The sequence below is a fragment of the Clostridium sp. AF27-2AA genome, assembly GCF_003478505.1.
Taxonomy (GTDB): Bacteria; Bacillota; Clostridia; order Lachnospirales; family Lachnospiraceae; genus Brotaphodocola.
Genome location: NZ_QUFI01000021.1, coordinates 1 through 17,237 on the forward strand (window position 1 = coordinate 1; position 17,237 = coordinate 17,237).

Consider the following 17,237-nt stretch of genomic DNA (forward strand, 5'->3'; position numbering starts at 1 on the left):
CCTGCTTCGGACCTTTCGCAACTATTCTTAAATTGTTATTTCTCAAAAGCAGGATTTTCTCTTGACAAACTTTTTTTCCATGCTACGCTTGATAACAGAGATTAAATATAGGAAAAGAGGGTTCCCCATGCATATGATTGACAGAAACAGTCCCTGCTGGTGCGGCAGCGGGCTCAAATACAAAAAATGCCACTATGATTTTGATGAAAAACTGAAAATGTACGAGAACAAGGGCTGCATCGTGCCGGAGCACAATATGATCAAAACTCCGGAGCAGATTGAGAAAATCAAGGCCAGTGCCCGGGTCAACATCGCAGTCCTGGATTATGTAGCTGAGCATATCAAAGCCGGTGTTACCACCGATGAGATTGACCAGTGGGTTTACGATGAAACCACAAAACGCGGTGCCATCCCGGCTCCGTTAAACTTTGAGGGTTTCCCAAAAAGCGTCTGCACCTCCATCAATGAGGTTGTCTGCCATGGCATCCCGGATCCGGAACGCGTACTGCAGGACGGCGACATCATCAATGTAGACTGCTCTACCATCTTAGATGGCTATTACTCCGATTCTTCCCGCATGTTCTGCATTGGCAATGTTTCTCCGGAGAAAAAGCGGCTGGTGGAGATTACCAGACAGAGTATTGAGGTCGGCCTGAAAGAAGTTAAGCCATGGAACTTCCTGGGTGACATGGGCGCGGCGATCCACGATTTTGTCCGTGAGAGCGGTTACAGCGTAGTGCGCGAGATTGGTGGACACGGTGTAGGCCTCCAGTTCCATGAGGAGCCGTGGGTCAGCTATGTATCCGAACGCGGAACAGAAATGCTTATGGTCCCTGGCATGATGTTTACCATCGAGCCAATGGTAAACATGGGGAAACCAGATGTCTTCGTTGACGCAGATGATGACTGGACTGTATACACGGAAGATGGCAAACCATCTGCCCAGTGGGAGATCCAGGTTCTGGTTACGGAGGACGGCTACGAAATCATCGCATACTAAGCACCAAATTATATCGTGATCTGAATCCCATCCAGAGCTAAAATATCTTCTTCCTGGTGTGTGCTGAGAAGCGTAAGCTTCCCGGCACTCTTTTTTTGTAAATAGCGAATTACATCTGCCTTTGTTCCTGCATCCAGACCGGTAAACGGTTCATCCAGGATCAGAAGTTCAGACAAGGCGCAAAGAGCGCGGCAGATAGCCACGCGGCGTTTCTGCCCGCCGCTCAAGGTAGCTGCAGGCCGGTCCAGCACCTCCTCCGGCAAAAGCTCCATAAGCTCTCTCCTCACTTCTGCACGGCTCATAGATGAGGGAGATGTCATGAGGACGTTATCCACTGCGGAAAATGTCTCGCACAGGCGGTCCTCCTGAAAAACCGCTCCGATCGGTACCCTCTCCATGAAAAGACGGCCGCTGTCTGCCGTTTCCAGCCCCATCAGAATGCGAAACAGTGTGGTCTTCCCTTTCCCGGATGGTGCCGTGAGACAGTAAATATGCCCGCTCTCCAGCTCCATGGAAACATGATCCAGCACCGCAACACCGTCAAATTGTTTACGCAGGTCACAAATCTGCAGTTTCATGTGTCGTCTCTCCTCTCTGCGGGCAAAGCCTGGAAATCAGAAACAGCACCATCTGCTCAAACACAGCGCTCACCAGAATGATCACCAGAGTCCAGGCAAACAGATTGGCCGTTTCCAGATAAATCTTCGCCATATACAGGTGTTCGCCGATGGAGTGCTCCGGCAGACCGATCACCTCTGCTGCCGCGCCGGATTTCCAGCTCATGCCAAGGGCAATGCGGCATCCGCTTACCAGATATGGCACCAGCGCCGGAAGATAGATAAAGCGTATTTTCCGCCAGACCGGCATCCGGAACACCACGGCCATTTCCAGAAGCTTCCGATCTGTACTTTGCAATCCGGCCAAGGTATTGACATAGATCACCGGCAATACTACCAGAAACGATATTACCACGGAGAGGTTTCTGGAACCGGCCCAGATCAGGACGAGAATCACGAAGGAGGCTACCGGAACTGCCTTGAGAAACAGCATGAAGGGCTCCAGAATTTCTTCCAGCAGTGGAGCTGTGTATGCAAGGCTTCCAAGCAGTATTCCAGCTGCAAATGCAAGCAGGAAGCCGGTACTGATGCGTCCAAAGGAGCCGGCAACAGAGCGCCAGAAATCCGAGGACGGAAGCAGTGACCACAATGCCTGCAGGGCCTCAAAAGGCCCCACCAGCATAATGGAATTGTGGACCAGCACAGCTGCAGTCTGCCAGAATGCCAGCCATAGACAGATGATAAACGGCTTTCTCAACCTACTCATGCAGATAATAGAAACCATCATCCGGCATCTGTCCGCCTACAGCAGACGGATCCATCTCATACAGAGCCTCCAGATAACCAGACAGTCTGGTCTTCATATCTTCACCATCAATGCAGACAATGCTGCAGTACGGAATCGCTTTTGCAGCGATCGGAGCCTTCTCGATGATTCCTGCCGCTGCTACCAGCTCTGCGGCATCGGTCACATTGGCATTGACCCATTCAGCGGATTCTCCATGCTCCTTCACAAACATCTCTGCTGCCTCCGGATTCTGTTCCAGAACCTCTTTACGGCATACTGTAACACCGGTAACCAGGGAGCTGCCATTTTCCGGCTGGGTCTTATCCCACTCTTCTGTCAGATCCAGCACCATTTTTAAATTCTCATTCTGCGCCATAGCGGCAGTCACAAAGGGCTGTGGCAAAAGACCAATAGCATCTTCCTGTTCCTTTAATACCGCAGCAACCTCAGTGGCCTCAGACTTATATTCAATCGTCACATCATCGGTACTCAGGCTGTTGGCCTTTAAAAGATACTGCAGCACATAATCCGGCGTAGTTCCCTTTCCGGTCATATACAGCGTTTTTCCCTTCAGATCCCCGATATTGTGGATGGAATCATCCGCAGAAACCACATAAAGCACACCCAGTGTATTGATATCAATGACCTCAATGCCCTGTTTTGTTTTCTGGTACAGCACACTGGCCAGATTGGCCGGAACAAGCGCAATATCCAGATCACCGGAAACCACCTGTGCCGCAAGTTCAGAAGCATCTGCTGCCATTGTAAACTCATAAGCCCCCTCCGATTCCCCGTTTGAAGCCTTGTCCATCAGGGAAACCAGTCCTATGGTGGTAGGCCCCTTCAGGGAACCAACGCGAAGAGGCTCTGTAGCTGAGTCTGGCTTTACTGCCTCAGAAGTCTCTTTTTCCGATGCGGTTTCTGCCGCTGTCTCTGCTGCGGTTGTCTCCTCCACAGTTTCCTTCTCTGCCGCTGTCTGAGTCTTGTCTGCACCGGAGCATCCAGCCAGAGATGCCGCAGTTATGGCACACGCCAGGAGCATTGTCATTGTTTTCTTCATATCATTTTCCTCTCTTTCCGCATTCACCTTTTCTGTCAGAAGCCCGGCACTGATCCATCCAGTTTCTTCCAAATTAGCACAAATACGATTCCAGTATAGCATAAAATAAAAAAAATTCCTATGTATCTTCAGAAACACTTGCTGTTTGGAAGATTTGTGTTATAGTAGGGTTGAACGTTATTCTTAGGAAAATGTATCAAATCTCAGTTCGGACGCAGTCTTCTGCGCCCTTTCATAATCTGTCCAGACAGAACCCGTGCAGACCATTCCGGCTGCAACAATTTACTCTGTCAGCGACATTTCTCAGGGAGCAGTATCTTGATACTTCTGCCAGGTCCGTCTGCCTTTCTTAAGATTCCGTTCATTGTATCCCCACTCAATATCAAAATGCTGAAAAACAGGGGGACACCGGTCCGGCTGCCTTTGTGCGCAGCAGATCATGCCGTTTTATCAGCGAAAGAAGGAGAAAACAATGAAAACAGCAACAAGGAATCCAATCAGTTCAGAACTTTCACACACCCGGACTTCATTCATGGTGAAGCTGGCCCTTATGGTAGCGATTATCTTCGTTATGGCCTTCTCACCGCTCGGTTACTTACGTACTCCGGGACTTACCATCACCTTTTTAACCGTTCCGGTTGCCGTCGGCGCCATCATTCTTGGACCGACAGCCGGTGCCATCTGCGGCGCAGCCTTTGGCCTGACCAGCGTAGTTATGGCATTAACCGGCGGCTCTGCATTCAGCGCAGCGCTTCTGCAGATCAATCCGTTCGGCCTGTTATTTACCTGCCTGGTTCCGCGAATCCTTGAAGGATGGATCTGCGGTCTGATTTTCCAGCTGGTAAAGAAATTTTCCAAAAACGGTGCATTCATCGTGGCAAGCCTGTCCTGCCCGTTGTTAAACACTCTGTTTTTCATGAGTTCTCTGGTTCTCTTTTTCTATAATACGGAGTATATCCAGGGCCTCGTTACCAAGCTCGGCGCAACGAATCCGCTTATTTTCGTGATTCTGTTTGTCGGTGTTCAGGGTGCGATTGAGGCAGTTGCCTGCACCATTCTGGGCAGCGCCGTATCCCGCGCACTGGCTGCAGCATTCCGTCAGTAAAAACGGGCTATATATAATAGAAGAAACACGATTTCATAAGCCGCAGGATCCCTGCGGCTTAACTATTTCAAACATGGAGGGTTCATCATGAAATTATTCGACTCTGTCAGAGAAATTCCCATTACTGATCTTGAGGGTCTTCGCATCGGCAACGCCCAGGATTATGAGGCCATGACCGGTGTGACGGTTCTGCTCTTCGACCACGGTGCAAAAGCCGGTATTGATATCAGCGGAGGTGGGCCTGCTTCCCGGGAAACTCCACTCACATCCCCCATCACCGCCGACAATCCGCTCAATGCCATTGTACTCTCCGGCGGCTCTGCCTTCGGCCTGGCTGCCAGTGACGGAGTCATGCGCTATCTGGAAGAACACGGTATTGGTTATGAAACCGGATTTGCGAAGGTTCCGTTAGTCTGCCAGTCCTGTATCTACGACCTGAGTATTGGACGTTCTGATATCCGCCCGGATGCTGCTATGGGTTATGCTGCCTGCCAGGATGCAGAACACCCGCATCCGGTATCCGGCATCTTAGGCGGAGGCACCGGCGCCAGTGTTGGCAAAATCTATGGCCGCGACAAAGCCACCAAAACCGGTCTCGGCATGTATGCAGTCTCCATCGGTGACTTAAAGATTGCCGCAGTTGTAATCTTAAATGCCTTCGGCGATGTTTATAATCCGGCTACCGGCGAAAAAATTGCCGGTCCAAGAAAACCGGATGGCAGCGGATTCTTTGATACCCTGGAAGAGCTTTACAAATTCAGCCAGAGAACCGACCAGTTCCAACACGATCCAAACAGCAAAACCAACACCACCATCGGTGCCATTATCACCAACGGCGCGTTTTCCAAAGCAGAATTAAGCAAAATTGCTTCCATGGCCCGCAGCGGCTACGCGCGCTGCATCAACCCGGTAGGCACCATGGCCGACGGTGATTCCATCTATGCCGCCTCTATTGGAACCGTAGAAGCAGACTTAAATGTTGCCGGAACACTGGCAGCAGAAGTTATGGCAGAGGCAATCCAGAACGCAGTAAAGTCGGCAAAATAGAAATAACGAAAAAAATCCATGCTTCTTACGTTTACACGCAAACAGCATGGATTTTTTCTTTTCTATTTTGTTTTTTTAGAACACGTTATGCCTGCTCCGGTGCTTCCTGTGCCTCTGCCCGGTCTTTCAGGATCTTATCAATACTTACGATCTTCGTGCACAGCGCGAACAGATCCATTGCCAGGATCAGATCACTCAGCGGCGGATAGGACGGTGCGATTCGGATATTGGTATCATGCGGGTCTTTGCCGTACGGATAGGTTGCTCCGGCACCGGTCATAACCAGACCGGCTTTCTTACAGCGCGCTACAATAGCCTTTGCACAGCCGTCCAGGGAATCGAAGGCGATAAAGTAGCCTCCCTTTGGCTTGGTCCATGTTCCGATACCGAGGCCACCGAGCTCACGATCCAGTGTATCAATGACTGCCTCAAACTTCGGCCGCAGGATATCTGCATGCTTGCGCATATGCTCTACCATACCGTGAATATCTTTGAAATAACGGACATGACGCAACTGGTTTACTTTATCATGACCGATGGTCTGGAATTTTAACTGTTTCTCAATGTCCTCCAGGTTATTGCGGGAGGTTGCGATAGCCGCAATACCAGAACCCGGGAAGCTGATTTTGGAGGTGGAAGCGAACTTGTAAACCATATCCGGGTTGCCTGCGCGCTTACACTCTGCCAGAATCTCGATCAGGTGGTCCTGATCGTGGTCGTATAAGTGATGAACACCGTATGCGTTGTCCCAGTAGATACGGAAATCCGGAGCTGCCGGTTTCAGTCTTGCAAAACGGCGGACGGTCTCATCGGAATAGCTGGTTCCGGTCGGATTGGAATACTTCGGCACGCACCAGATACCCTTGATGCTGTCATCCTCTGCCACAAGTCTTTCCACCATATCCATGTCCGGGCCATCCGGAGTCATCGGAACATTGATCATCTCAATGCCGAAATACTGGGTAATAGCAAAATGACGATCATAACCCGGTACCGGGCAAAGGAACTTCACTTTATCTAATTTGCACCACGGAGTACATCCCATTACACCGTGAGTCATGGAGCGGGACACGGTATCAAACATAACATTCAGGCTGGAATTGCCGTAAATGATGATGTAATCCGGAGCTACCTCCATCATGTCTCCGATCAGCTCTTTGGCTTCCTTGATTCCGGTCAGGACACCGTAGTTGCGGCAGTCGGTTCCGTCTTCGCAGGTTAAGTCATCGCTGCTGCTTAATACATCCATCATTCCCATGGAAAGATCCAGCTGCTCTACACTTGGCTTACCTCTGGACATGTCCAGTCTTAAATCCTTTCCCTGAAACTCTTTGTACTGGGCAGAAAGCTGCTTTCTGAGCTCCTGCAGTTCCTCTGTGCTCATCTCTGCATATGGCTGCATCTTCTTTTTCCTCCTCATCAGCTGTGTACTCCCTTTCTTCACCTGGGCACTGACACCCTGGATTCTCGGTTTGCATTCCATTCTACACGAAATATAGCGGTATTACAATCGCATTTTTCACAAATTTAACAGAATATCTATTCTTTTTCCGTCTCTGTTTTTCCTGCAAAGACATCTGAGTGAAAACTGTCTTTCTCTTACCGTGACATCAATTCGCGCACCAGCTGGTTCACCACAGCCGGGTCTGCCTTGCCCTTCATGGCACGCATGGTCTGACCTACAATAAAGCCCATGGCTTTCTCTTTTCCGGCCTTGAAATCTGCAACAGACTGCGGGTTCTTCTCCAGAAGCTCCTCGATGGTCTTTGTCAGCGCATCGGTATCATTTACCACCTTTAAGCCGTGTTCCTCAACGTAACCTTCCGGATCCACATCTTCCTTAAACACAGCCTCAAACACATCCTTCGCAACAGTACGGTTAATAACGTTCTTCTCTACCAGGCTGATGAGCTTTGCCAGATTCTCCGGAGAAAACTTCATGTCTTCCGGCTCCTGCTCCTGCTCTTTTAACAGGCGCATGGCCTCCGTCATAAGCCAGTTAGAAACTTCCTTCGGCTTGCCGCAGATTGCCACGGTCTGCTCAAATACATCAGCCAGATGCTTGGAGCCGGTCAGGATTTCCGCATCGTACTGCGGCAGTCCGTACTCACTCTCATAGCGTGCCAACTTCTCGGTGCGGAGCTCCGGCTGCGCTGCCTTCACCCGCTCGATCCACTCATCCGAAATCCATACCGGAACCAGATCCGGATCCGGGAAGTAACGGTAATCCTGCGCATCCTCCTTGGAACGCATTGCATGGGAGGATTCCTTGTTGTCATCCCAGCGGCGGGTTTCCTGGATGACCTTTTTGCCATCCTCGATCAGCTCGATCTGACGGACGCGCTCGCCCTCAATGGCACGGGCAATGGCCTTGAAGGAGTTTAAGTTCTTCATCTCGGTTCTCGTGCCAAACTCCGGTGCGCCCACCTCGCGGACGGACAGGTTGACATCTGCACGCATGGAGCCCTCCTGCAGCTTGCAGTCAGAGGCACCCAGATACTGGATGATCAGACGAAGCTTCTCCAGGTAGGCAATGACTTCATCGGCGCTTCGCATATCCGGCTCGGATACGATCTCGATCAGCGGCACACCGCTTCGGTTGTAGTCCACCAGGGAGCAGTCCTCCCACTCGTCATGAACCAGCTTTCCGGCATCCTCCTCCATGTGGATCTCATGAATGCCGATTTTCTTTTTGCCTGCTGCGGTGTCGATCTCTATCCAGCCGTCGTGGCAGATTGGCAGATACAACTGGGAAATCTGGTAGTTCTGCGGGTTATCCGGATAGAAGTAGTTTTTCCGGTCAAATTTACAGTACTGGTTGATGCCGCAGTTGGTGGCAAGTCCTACCGCCAGCGCATATTCTACCACTTGCTTGTTCAGGACCGGAAGGGAACCCGGCATACCGGTGCAGACCGGGCAGGTGTGGGTATTCGGTGCTCCGCCAAACTCGGTGGAACAGCCGCAGAAAATTTTGGTTTTGGTGGCCAGTTCTACGTGAACCTCCAGACCAATGACGGTCTCATACTGTTTGCTCATGTTACTGTGCCTCCTTTTCTGCCTGTTTTGCCAGTTCCGGCGCTTCGTAGGTTCTGCTGCACTCGTAAGCATAGCCTGCGCGGATGATATTTTTCTCTTTGAAGCAGTCACCGATCAGCTGCAGGCCGATGGGAAGCCCCTTTTTATCTTTTCCGCACGGAACCGTCATGCCCGGAAGGCCTGCCAGATTTACGGAAATCGTATAGATATCGCCCAGATACATCTGGAGCGGATCACTTAAGGACTCGCCCAGCTTCGGCGCAGTAGCCGGGGCAGCCGGTCCTAAAATGACGTCGTATTTCTCAAAGGCCTGATCGAAGGCTTTCTTGATGAGTGCCTTGGTACGGAGTGCCTTTAAATAGTAAGCATCGTAGTAACCGCTGCTCAGCACGAAGGAGCCAAGCATGATACGGCGCTTTACCTCCGGGCCGAAGCCCTCGGAACGGCTCTTCTTGTACATATTATGAAGACCCTCGTATTCCTTCGTCCGGTATCCGTACTTTACGCCGTCGAAACGGGATAAGTTGGAGCTTGCCTCTGCGGAAGCAATAACATAGTAAGCTGGAATTGCGTATTCTACCAGGCTTAAGTCAAACTCCTCTACAACGGCTCCCTTCTCCTCCAGAACCTTTGCTGCCTTCAAAATGGCATCCTTTACTTCCGGGTCAAGACCCTCGCCAAAATAGTCGCGCGGAATACCGATGCGCATGCCCTTTACATCGTCCACCAGGGCAGAGGTAAAATCACAGTCCTCACGTTTCATGGAGGTGCTGTCTTTTTTATCATAGGAAGCAATGGCCTCCAGAATGGTAGCGCAGTCAGTCACATCCTTCGCCACCGGTCCGATCTGGTCCAGGGAAGAACCATAAGCGATCAGGCCGTAACGGGAAACAGTCCCGTAGGTCGGCTTGATGCCGGTAACACCGCAGAAAGAGCTAGGCTGGCGGATGGAACCGCCGGTGTCGGAACCCAGAGCAAAGAAGCATTCATTGGCTGCCACTGCCGCGCAGGAACCGCCAGAGGAACCGCCCGGCACATACTCCGGGTTCCAGGGGTTTTTCGTCTCGCCGTAAGCGGAAGTCTCGGTGGTGCTTCCCATGGCGAACTCATCCATGTTGGTTTTTCCCAGGATAATGGCTCCTGCTGCTTCCAGATTTCTGACTGCTTCTGCCGTATAGGTCGGTTTAAAATTATCAAGGATTTTGGAGCTGCAGGTTGTCAGCAGTCCCTCCGTACACATATTATCTTTGATCGCCACCGGAACACCGGCCAGAGGACCGGTCAGGGTTCCGTCTTCAATCTGCTTCTGTACTTCTTCGGCGCGTTTTAAAGCGCCCTCTTCATCTACGGTCACATAGCAGTTTAAAACCGGCTCCAGAGTCTTGATCTGGGACAGGGCTGCCTTTGTGGCTTCCACGGCCGTGATCTCACCGTCTTTGATCTTTTTTCCAAGCGCTACCGCTGTTAAATCCAGGATACTCACGTTGTTTCCTCCATTCATATCTGTCATACTGGCTGTTTTCCACAGCCTTTCCGGAATCCATCCGAATTCTCCACAGTTTTTCGTTTTCTTTTCACTTATTCCACAGTCTTCGGAACCTTGAAGGCTCCATCCTTCTGCTCCGGCGCATTCAGCAGGATTTTGTCCCGCTCATCCCCGTTGGTCACCACATCTTCCCTGAATACATTGGTCATCGGAAAAACATGGGACATAGGCTCTACCCCACTGGTATCCAGTTCATTTAACTTGTCAATATAGTCTAACATCCGGCCCATATCCTTCTTGGCCGCCTCTTTTTCCTCATCTGAGAGTTCCAGCTTCGCCAGAATTCCTACATATTCAATGGTCTCATCACTGATGATATTTGCCATGATTTTTCTCCTCCAACTCCTAGTTTACGGTTCCAGTCTGGTCACATCACGCGGGAATAACGAAGTCTCGCGGACGTTCTGCTCGTCTAACAGGCGCATGGTCAGGCGCTCCAGGCCGATTCCCAGGCCACCATGCGGCGGCATGCCATATTTGAAGATCATCAGGTAATCCTTGATATCCTCCGGATCCATTCCGCGCTTTTCCATCTTTTCCAGGATCATCTGGTAATCATGGATTCGCTGACCGCCGGTGGTGATTTCCAGCCCCTTGTAAAGCAGGTCAAAGCTTAAGGTAACACTGGTATCTTCCGGGTCATCCATAGCATAAAACGGTCTCTTTTTGGACGGATAATGCGTAACAAATACAAAGTCACTGTCGTACTCTTCCTTGAAATAGCGGCCGATCAGCACTTCCTCCTCCGGCTCCAGATCGAATGGGTTACGGATCTTCCGGTTGTATTTTTCCGATACCAGCTGTTTCGCCTCAGCAAAGCGCACGTGTGGGATCTGGCTGATGGAAGGAAGATCGATGCCAAGCATATCCAGTTCCTTTTTGTACTCTGATTTTAACAGCTCCATGGTGTATTTAAGGAAACCGGTCTCCATGGCCATGACATCCTCAAAGCTGTCGATGTAGCCCATCTCAAAGTCCAGGCCAATATACTCATTTAAATGACGGGTGGTATTGTGCTTCTCGGCACGGAATACCGGAGCCACCTCAAATACGCGGTCAAACACGCCTACCATCATCTGCTTGTAGAACTGGGGGCTCTGTCCCAGCTCTGCTTTTTTGTTGAAATAGTTTAATTTAAAGACATTCGCTCCGCCCTCTGCGCCGCGGGATACGATCTTCGGAGTATGAACCTCTGTAAAGCCCTGGGAGGATAAAAACTCCCGAAAGCCTCTTACAATGCCTTCCTGAATTTTGAATTTTGCGCGCTCCCGGACATTTCTTAAGGATACCGGGCGAAGGCTCAGTCTCGTCTCCAGAGAGGTATTCATTTTCCATTTGTTGATGGCAATCGGCATGGTTTCTGCCGGCTCAGACAGCACCCGGATGCCGGTAAGACGAAGCTCAAAGTCCTGGGGCGCACGCTCTTCCAGCTCTACCACACCAGTGACTTCCACGGCAGATTCTTCTTTCAGATTCTTTAAATCAAACTCCGTTTTTCCCTCTTCATACACGCACTGCACCAGGCCTTCTGCCTTTCTGAGAATTACAAATGCAAACTCTCCCATATCGCGGATGTTGTGAACCGCACCGTTCATTTTTACGGTTTTTCCTACATAATCCCCGCTTAAAATCTCACTGACACTGGTTGTTTCCTTCTCCTTGACACCTGTTAAAAATTCCATGCTGCTCTCTCCTTACCTGAATGTGAAGTTTTTCATATTCCAGGACTTTTCGGGAATAAATACAAAAATCCCGTCCACGGAATACGGTTACATATTCCGGGACGGGACACTATACTCTTGTTATGTTCCGCGGTACCACCCGCATTGAGACCTGCCTCCTGCTCCCCTTTGAGCAAAAGCGTCTCCACTCTTTAAGACACGTAACGTGTGCCTGACGGATACCCCTACGGACACGACCTGCTTTTTGCATATCCATGTCTTTCGAAATACCGGCTCCGGAGTGTTCCCTGTGAGCCAGAGTCCAACCTGACGGCGCTCTCAGTCGGTGACGCCCTCTTCCTGTCGAAGTCCTGCTGGCAAGAGTCTCTTTCACTGCCTTTATATGGTTAAGATTCAGAGATGAACCTCTGAAAATTGTCATCATAATAGCACATGTTTTTCCGGTTGACAAGACCCCAATTTTATTTTTTTATGAAATTTTTTCAGCCCATACCTGTTGCCATTTTTCTTTTTCTGCAGAAATTCTCATGCCCAGGAAGCATTTTTCTCCGGTCTTTCGCACAAGATTCCACGTTTCAGACAGATTTTTAAGATCTTTTTTCGAAGTCTCATCACCCTCATGGCTATGGCGCTTTCCCGCAGACAACTCCGCTTTGCAATCTCCCGATAGGGCAGTTTCTGGACAAAAACCTGCTGCAAAAGTTCCCGTTCTTCGGTACTCAGCAGCCGCAGTGTGCCAGCCACGTTATTCTCAAAATCCAATTGTTCCACTACGATTGTTTCTGCGCTGCAGCTTTCTGTTTTCAGCTTTTTCTCGTAACATTCCACCGTTTCCAAATACTCCCTGTGGCGCTTTTCCCGCCGGATGATATCGATCATCCGGTGTGTCAGGCATGCCATAAAATATGCCTTTGCCTCAGGCTCCGTAAGATGTTCAAACTTTGCCAGGCAATTCTCATCCGCTATCATGCTCACAACGACATCATGAATTACATCTTCCGCATGAAACGCAAGTCCCATTCCATTTATTTTTCTGCTTAATTTCCAGTAATAATACTGCTTGTGCTTCTTATAGAATTCGCCTAGATCCATTGTAAAACAGCCCTTCTTTTTTCTCTGACTCTGTCCATTTTTCTATGCAACTCAATATAGCACGCATTATTTTCCCAAACTACAAAAGTGGCATATTCCGCCATGTTTTTGGCGAAATATGCCACTTGGTTACGAAAAAACAGATTCTGCTTTTCACCGTTTTCCGGTCAGAAAACAACATCTGCGCTCCTTACGCAAGACTCTTCAGCGCCTTCTTAAACTGTCTTCGAAACAGCAGGGCTGTAAAAGTCACGGCAAGAAAATCTGCCACTGGCTCTGCCGTATAAACCGCAAAGGTCCGGTTGCCGGTCAGCACATGCGGCAGAATATAAATGAGCGGAATCAGCAGAATAAATTTCCGGATCACCGCCACAATGATGGATTCTTTTGCAAAGCCAATCGAAGTAAATGCCATCTGGCAGGCAATCTGAATTCCAAACATAAAGACACAGGCCATATAAATTCGGAGCGCCCTGGAAGTAAATGCCAGGAGTTCTGCATCCGAGGTAAACATGCCCGCAAATGCCTGCGGAACCACCTGTACAAACAGCCAGATCAGCGTGGAATAAATCAGGCTGACCTTCAAAAGAAGCTGAAACGCGCCCTTCACACGGTCTGCGTTCCGCGCGCCGTAATTATAGCTGATGATCGGCTGCGCACCCTGTCCAAGGCCCTGCAGCGGCAGCATGGCAAACTGCATGGCACTGGTTAAGATCGTCATGGCTCCCACCGCAATATCACCGCCGTATTTTAACAGAGATGAGTTAAAGCAAATGGAAATAATACTCTCACTGGACTGCATGACAAAGGTTGCCGCGCCCAGCGCTACACACGGCAGGATAACCGATGGAGTCAGGCCCATATTGCGCAGACGGATTTTCAAACGAGTCTTTTTTCCGGCCAGGAACGCCAGCACCCAGATGGTGGAACAGGCCTGGGAAATAACCGTTGCAAGCGCTGCTCCGCGTACGCCCATATGCATTCCGAAAATGAAAACCGGATCCAGCACAATGTTGCAGACCGCGCCGATCAGCACGGAGAGCATGCCGGTTTTCGCAAATCCCTGGGCCGTGATAAACATGTTCATGCCCAGCGTCAGTTCCACAAAAATGGTTCCCAGCGAGTAAATATTCATGTAGCTGACTGCATATTCAATCGTGTTTTCACTTGCTCCAAATGCCAGAAGGAATTTCCGGTTAAAGCAGAACAATACCGCCGTGAGGATAGCCGAGATCACCACCTGCAGCGTAAAGCAGTTGCCGAGAATCTTCTCTGCCTGATCATAATCCTGCTTTCCCATATGGATGGAAGCCCGCGGCGCTCCGCCGCTTCCCACCAGGGCCGCAAACGCTGAAACGATCATGATCAGCGGCATGCAGACTCCCACGCCAGTCAAAGCCAGGGCTCCGCTCTCTGGAATATGGCCGATGTAAATGCGGTCTACAATGTTATAAAGCATGTTGATAAGCTGCGCGGTGATAGTCGGAATAGCCAGGGAACGTAACAGCTTCCCAATGGGTTCCTTCCCTAAAAAATCTTTTTCGTCATTCATGTGCATTCCTTCTTTCTCTCATTTTTTGTGGACAAGCGTCGGACATTTTCCATGATCCGCTCATGAAAACCGGCAAAGCATTCCATCTCTTTCTCTGAAAATCCATCAAAGATGCCGGCAAGAAACTGCCGCTGGATCGCATCAATGGAATCTGTTACCGGAATGCTTTTTTCACATAACAGGAGATGGATCCGGCGCCGGTCTGAGGCATCCGGCTGTCTTGTCACCAGCCTTTTTTGGACCAGTGACTCCACTGCCTGGGAAACCTGTCCCTTGGACAGCATCCGCAGCTCCGCGATATCTGCCGCTGTATCCACACTGGGATTATTTCTCAGAAAGGTGATGATGGTGGCCTCCATCATGGAAAGCTGGTGTTCCCTGCAGATGCTCTGGATGCACGCCTCATGAGATTTAGTAATAAAACGCATGAGACGCAAAAATTCTGTTGCCTGAAGCATGTGTACCCCTTCCTTCTGTACTTTTCTTTTCCCGTCATTTGTTTTAGCATAAAACTGTTCTTTTTTGAACTATTTATCATTTTCATTATACACATTTTATAAAGATCCGCAAGCTGTACTTTATAAAATTGTATTTTTCCGAAGAATTTTTCCCGTTTTTTTAAAATATACTTGCTTTTCAAAAGTAAATCGTCTATGCTTCTCTTCAAGAAGCAAACTCTGGAGAGTCTCATGTATGGAGCGCCGAAGGTGTACGGCACAGAATGTGCCAATCTCTCAGGCAAAAGGACAGAGCAGTCTGATGCAGCAATGCATCCGTCTTTCCACACTCTTTAGAGGGAGTTTTTCATCTGCGAAGATGCAGCTGGAATACTTCCTTTTTTGTTTACAAAAAACCGGTTTTCTACTGGTTTTCTTCCCCCAGAGCTTCTATATAAACACCCCCACGGGAGAAAGAGTGAGTATTATGTTAAGTAAAGTAAGTGCGTTTCTGAACTGGCTGGATGGTTTTGTATGGGGTGTTCCCCTGATCGTCCTGATTCTCGCAACCGGTATCTTCTTAACCATCCGTCTGCGCGGAATCCAGTTCCACAAGCTGGGCATGGCCTGTAAATACATGTTCCAGAACGAAAATGAAGGCCACGGTGAGGTCAGCAGCTTCGCGGCTCTTTGTACCGCCCTGTCCGCCACCATCGGTACCGGCAATATCGTCGGTGTAGCCACAGCGCTGGTTTCCGGCGGTGCCGGAGCACTGTTCTGGATGTGGATCGCGGCCCTGTTCGGTATGGCCACCAAGTACGCAGAGGGTGTACTGGCCATCAAGTACCGCACCATTGATGAAAATGGCCATGTACTTGGCGGACCGTTCTATTACATCGAAAATGGTATGGGCAAAAACTGGCGCTGGCTGGGCAAGATTTTCGCCTTCTTCGGTGCCGGTGTCGGTCTTCTCGGAATCGGTACTTTCACCCAGGTCAACGGCATCACAGCCGCAGCCGGAAACTTTTTTGACCAGAACCGGGAACATGTGATAAACTTATTTGGAAATGATTACAGCATCGCAGTTGTCGTAACCGGCATCCTCCTGACCATCTGTGTCGCTCTGGTGGTGCTGGGCGGCATTCAGCGTATTGCAAGCGTTTCTTCCGTTATCGTTCCATTTATGGCAGTATTTTACATCATTGCCTGCATCGCGATCCTGGTATTAAACGCTGCCCGCATCCCGGCTGCGTTTGCTGAGATCATCCAGAGCGCCTTTGGCCTGCGTGCTGCTGCCGGCGGTGCCCTCGGTGCCGTGCTCATCGCAATGCAGAAAGGAATTGCCCGAGGTATCTTCTCCAATGAGGCAGGTCTGGGAAGCGCACCGATCGCTGCCGCTGCCGCTCAGACCAACGAGCCGGCACGTCAGGGTCTTGTTACCATGACCGGCACCTTCATCGATACCATCATTGTATGTACCATGACCGGCCTGTGCATCGTTCTGACCGGTTCCCACACCGCAGGTCTGGAAGGTGTCGCCGTTACCACCCGCGCATTCCAGATGGGACTTCCGGTACCGGCACAGTTTTCCGCATTTCTTCTGATGATGTGCCTGATCTTCTTCGCCTTTACCACCATCATCGGATGGAACTACTACGGAGAGCGCTGCCTGGAGTATTTATCAAACGGAAGCCATGGCGCAGTTATGGCATACCGTTTTCTCTACATCCTGGCCATCTTCATCGGACCGTTCATGACCGTAGAAGCCGTCTGGACCATTGCAGATATCTTCAATGCCCTGATGGCACTGCCGAACCTGATCGCACTGCTGGCATTAAGTGGTGTGGTAGTGGCAGAAACCAAAGACTACTGGACGAGAATCCTTGGAGATAAGATCAGCAAATAACAATTTAAGAATAATCACAAAAGGTCCGAAGCAGGCCGGGGTGGTATCCCGCTTCTGCTTTCCTGGCTATTCTACGGTAATAAAAAACACAGCCAGAATGGTACTGGTAAAAAGCTGAAATTTCTGGCTTTTTATCAATACCGTTCTGGCTGATTTTATTTCTCTCTTAGCGGGAGCAATACAGCAGAAGCCGGTTATCCCGACATTCCGCGGAGCATAAATATGGGTATACGTGTCCGGCTATGCAGCGACTGGTGTTTGAGGGAGGCGGACATTTTGTCCGACTATCCGCAAACATCTGTCAGCTGCATCGTCCGAACACAATACCCATATTTTGCGCAGCGGTATGCCGGGATTACCGGCTTCGGACCTGTAGTGCTGTACGCTCTTAAATTTTTATATTGTTCATGTGTGGATAATGTAGTTTTTC

Annotated in this window: 15 protein-coding genes and 1 riboswitch; of the genes, 4 read left to right on the forward strand and 11 right to left on the reverse strand. The window is 50.0% G+C overall.

Going from position 1 to position 17,237, the window contains the following annotated elements:
• The first annotated feature begins 127 nt into the window (after positions 1 to 127).
• Positions 128 to 1,000, forward strand: a complete 873-nt coding sequence (locus DWY84_RS11810; RefSeq protein ID WP_118533543.1) for a methionyl aminopeptidase — start codon at positions 128 to 130, stop codon at positions 998 to 1,000.
• Between the two features lie 8 nt (positions 1,001 to 1,008).
• On the opposite strand, the gene DWY84_RS11815 is transcribed toward DWY84_RS11810, so the two are convergent.
• The 3 genes from DWY84_RS11815 to DWY84_RS11825 are packed head-to-tail and all read right to left on the reverse strand — an operon-like array spanning position 1,009 to position 3,404.
• A complete protein-coding gene (locus DWY84_RS11815; RefSeq protein ID WP_118533545.1) occupies positions 1,009 to 1,578 on the reverse strand; it encodes an ATP-binding cassette domain-containing protein in 570 nt (189 codons plus the stop codon).
• Complete coding sequence (locus tag DWY84_RS11820; protein WP_178716258.1) at positions 1,559 to 2,344, reverse strand: ABC transporter permease subunit; 786 nt, start codon at positions 2,342 to 2,344, stop codon at positions 1,559 to 1,561. Before DWY84_RS11820 ends, DWY84_RS11815 begins: the two co-directional genes overlap by 20 nt.
• Positions 2,316 to 3,404 carry an ABC transporter substrate-binding protein gene (locus tag DWY84_RS11825; protein ID WP_118533632.1) on the reverse strand — a complete coding sequence of 363 codons (1,089 nt, stop codon included), beginning with the start codon at positions 3,402 to 3,404 and terminating at the stop codon, positions 2,316 to 2,318. Before DWY84_RS11825 ends, DWY84_RS11820 begins: the two co-directional genes overlap by 29 nt.
• A 472-nt stretch (positions 3,405 to 3,876) precedes the next feature.
• Between DWY84_RS11825 and DWY84_RS11830 the strand changes: the two genes are divergently transcribed.
• Complete coding sequence (locus DWY84_RS11830) at positions 3,877 to 4,509, forward strand: ECF transporter S component (protein ID WP_118533547.1); 633 nt, start codon at positions 3,877 to 3,879, stop codon at positions 4,507 to 4,509.
• Between the two features lie 87 nt (positions 4,510 to 4,596).
• Positions 4,597 to 5,556: a P1 family peptidase gene (locus DWY84_RS11835; protein ID WP_118533549.1), complete on the forward strand. Its 960-nt coding sequence runs from the start codon at positions 4,597 to 4,599 to the stop codon at positions 5,554 to 5,556.
• A gap of 85 nt (positions 5,557 to 5,641) precedes the next feature.
• Here DWY84_RS11835 and DWY84_RS11840 read toward each other — a convergent pair whose 3' ends face one another.
• The 8 genes from DWY84_RS11840 to DWY84_RS11875 all read right to left on the reverse strand — a co-directional run bounded on the left by DWY84_RS11840 (position 5,642) and on the right by DWY84_RS11875 (position 14,922).
• Positions 5,642 to 6,958, reverse strand: coding sequence for an aminotransferase class I/II-fold pyridoxal phosphate-dependent enzyme (locus DWY84_RS11840; protein ID WP_118533551.1), 1,317 nt, complete (start codon positions 6,956 to 6,958; stop codon positions 5,642 to 5,644).
• A 197-nt stretch (positions 6,959 to 7,155) separates the two neighbouring features.
• Positions 7,156 to 8,592: an Asp-tRNA(Asn)/Glu-tRNA(Gln) amidotransferase subunit GatB gene (gatB, locus tag DWY84_RS11845; RefSeq protein WP_118533553.1), complete on the reverse strand. Its 1,437-nt coding sequence runs from the start codon at positions 8,590 to 8,592 to the stop codon at positions 7,156 to 7,158.
• A gap of 1 nt (position 8,593) precedes the next feature.
• Positions 8,594 to 10,102, reverse strand: coding sequence for an Asp-tRNA(Asn)/Glu-tRNA(Gln) amidotransferase subunit GatA (gatA, locus tag DWY84_RS11850; protein ID WP_243024841.1), 1,509 nt, complete (start codon positions 10,100 to 10,102; stop codon positions 8,594 to 8,596).
• A gap of 68 nt (positions 10,103 to 10,170) precedes the next feature.
• The gene (gene gatC / locus DWY84_RS11855) at positions 10,171 to 10,464 is read right to left on the reverse strand and encodes an Asp-tRNA(Asn)/Glu-tRNA(Gln) amidotransferase subunit GatC (RefSeq protein WP_118533555.1); all 294 of its coding nucleotides are present in this window, start codon (positions 10,462 to 10,464) and stop codon (positions 10,171 to 10,173) included.
• A gap of 24 nt (positions 10,465 to 10,488) precedes the next feature.
• Positions 10,489 to 11,820 carry an aspartate--tRNA(Asn) ligase gene (aspS, locus tag DWY84_RS11860; RefSeq protein WP_118533557.1) on the reverse strand — a complete coding sequence of 444 codons (1,332 nt, stop codon included), beginning with the start codon at positions 11,818 to 11,820 and terminating at the stop codon, positions 10,489 to 10,491.
• 525 nt (positions 11,821 to 12,345) lie between these two features.
• Complete coding sequence (locus DWY84_RS11865) at positions 12,346 to 12,912, reverse strand: RNA polymerase sigma factor (protein WP_118533559.1); 567 nt, start codon at positions 12,910 to 12,912, stop codon at positions 12,346 to 12,348.
• A 190-nt stretch (positions 12,913 to 13,102) separates the two neighbouring features.
• Complete coding sequence (locus tag DWY84_RS11870; RefSeq protein ID WP_118533561.1) at positions 13,103 to 14,464, reverse strand: MATE family efflux transporter; 1,362 nt, start codon at positions 14,462 to 14,464, stop codon at positions 13,103 to 13,105.
• Positions 14,461 to 14,922: a MarR family transcriptional regulator gene (locus tag DWY84_RS11875; RefSeq protein ID WP_118533563.1), complete on the reverse strand. Its 462-nt coding sequence runs from the start codon at positions 14,920 to 14,922 to the stop codon at positions 14,461 to 14,463. The genes DWY84_RS11870 and DWY84_RS11875 overlap by 4 nt, the downstream gene beginning before the upstream one ends.
• Positions 14,923 to 15,131: 209 nt before the next feature.
• A riboswitch (glycine riboswitch) is annotated at positions 15,132 to 15,224 on the forward strand.
• A 164-nt stretch (positions 15,225 to 15,388) separates the two neighbouring features.
• Between DWY84_RS11875 and DWY84_RS11880 the strand changes: the two genes are divergently transcribed.
• Entirely contained in the window at positions 15,389 to 16,807 is a 1,419-nt protein-coding gene (locus DWY84_RS11880) for a sodium:alanine symporter family protein (RefSeq protein WP_118533565.1), read from the forward strand.
• Positions 16,808 to 17,237: the final 430 nt, after the last annotated feature.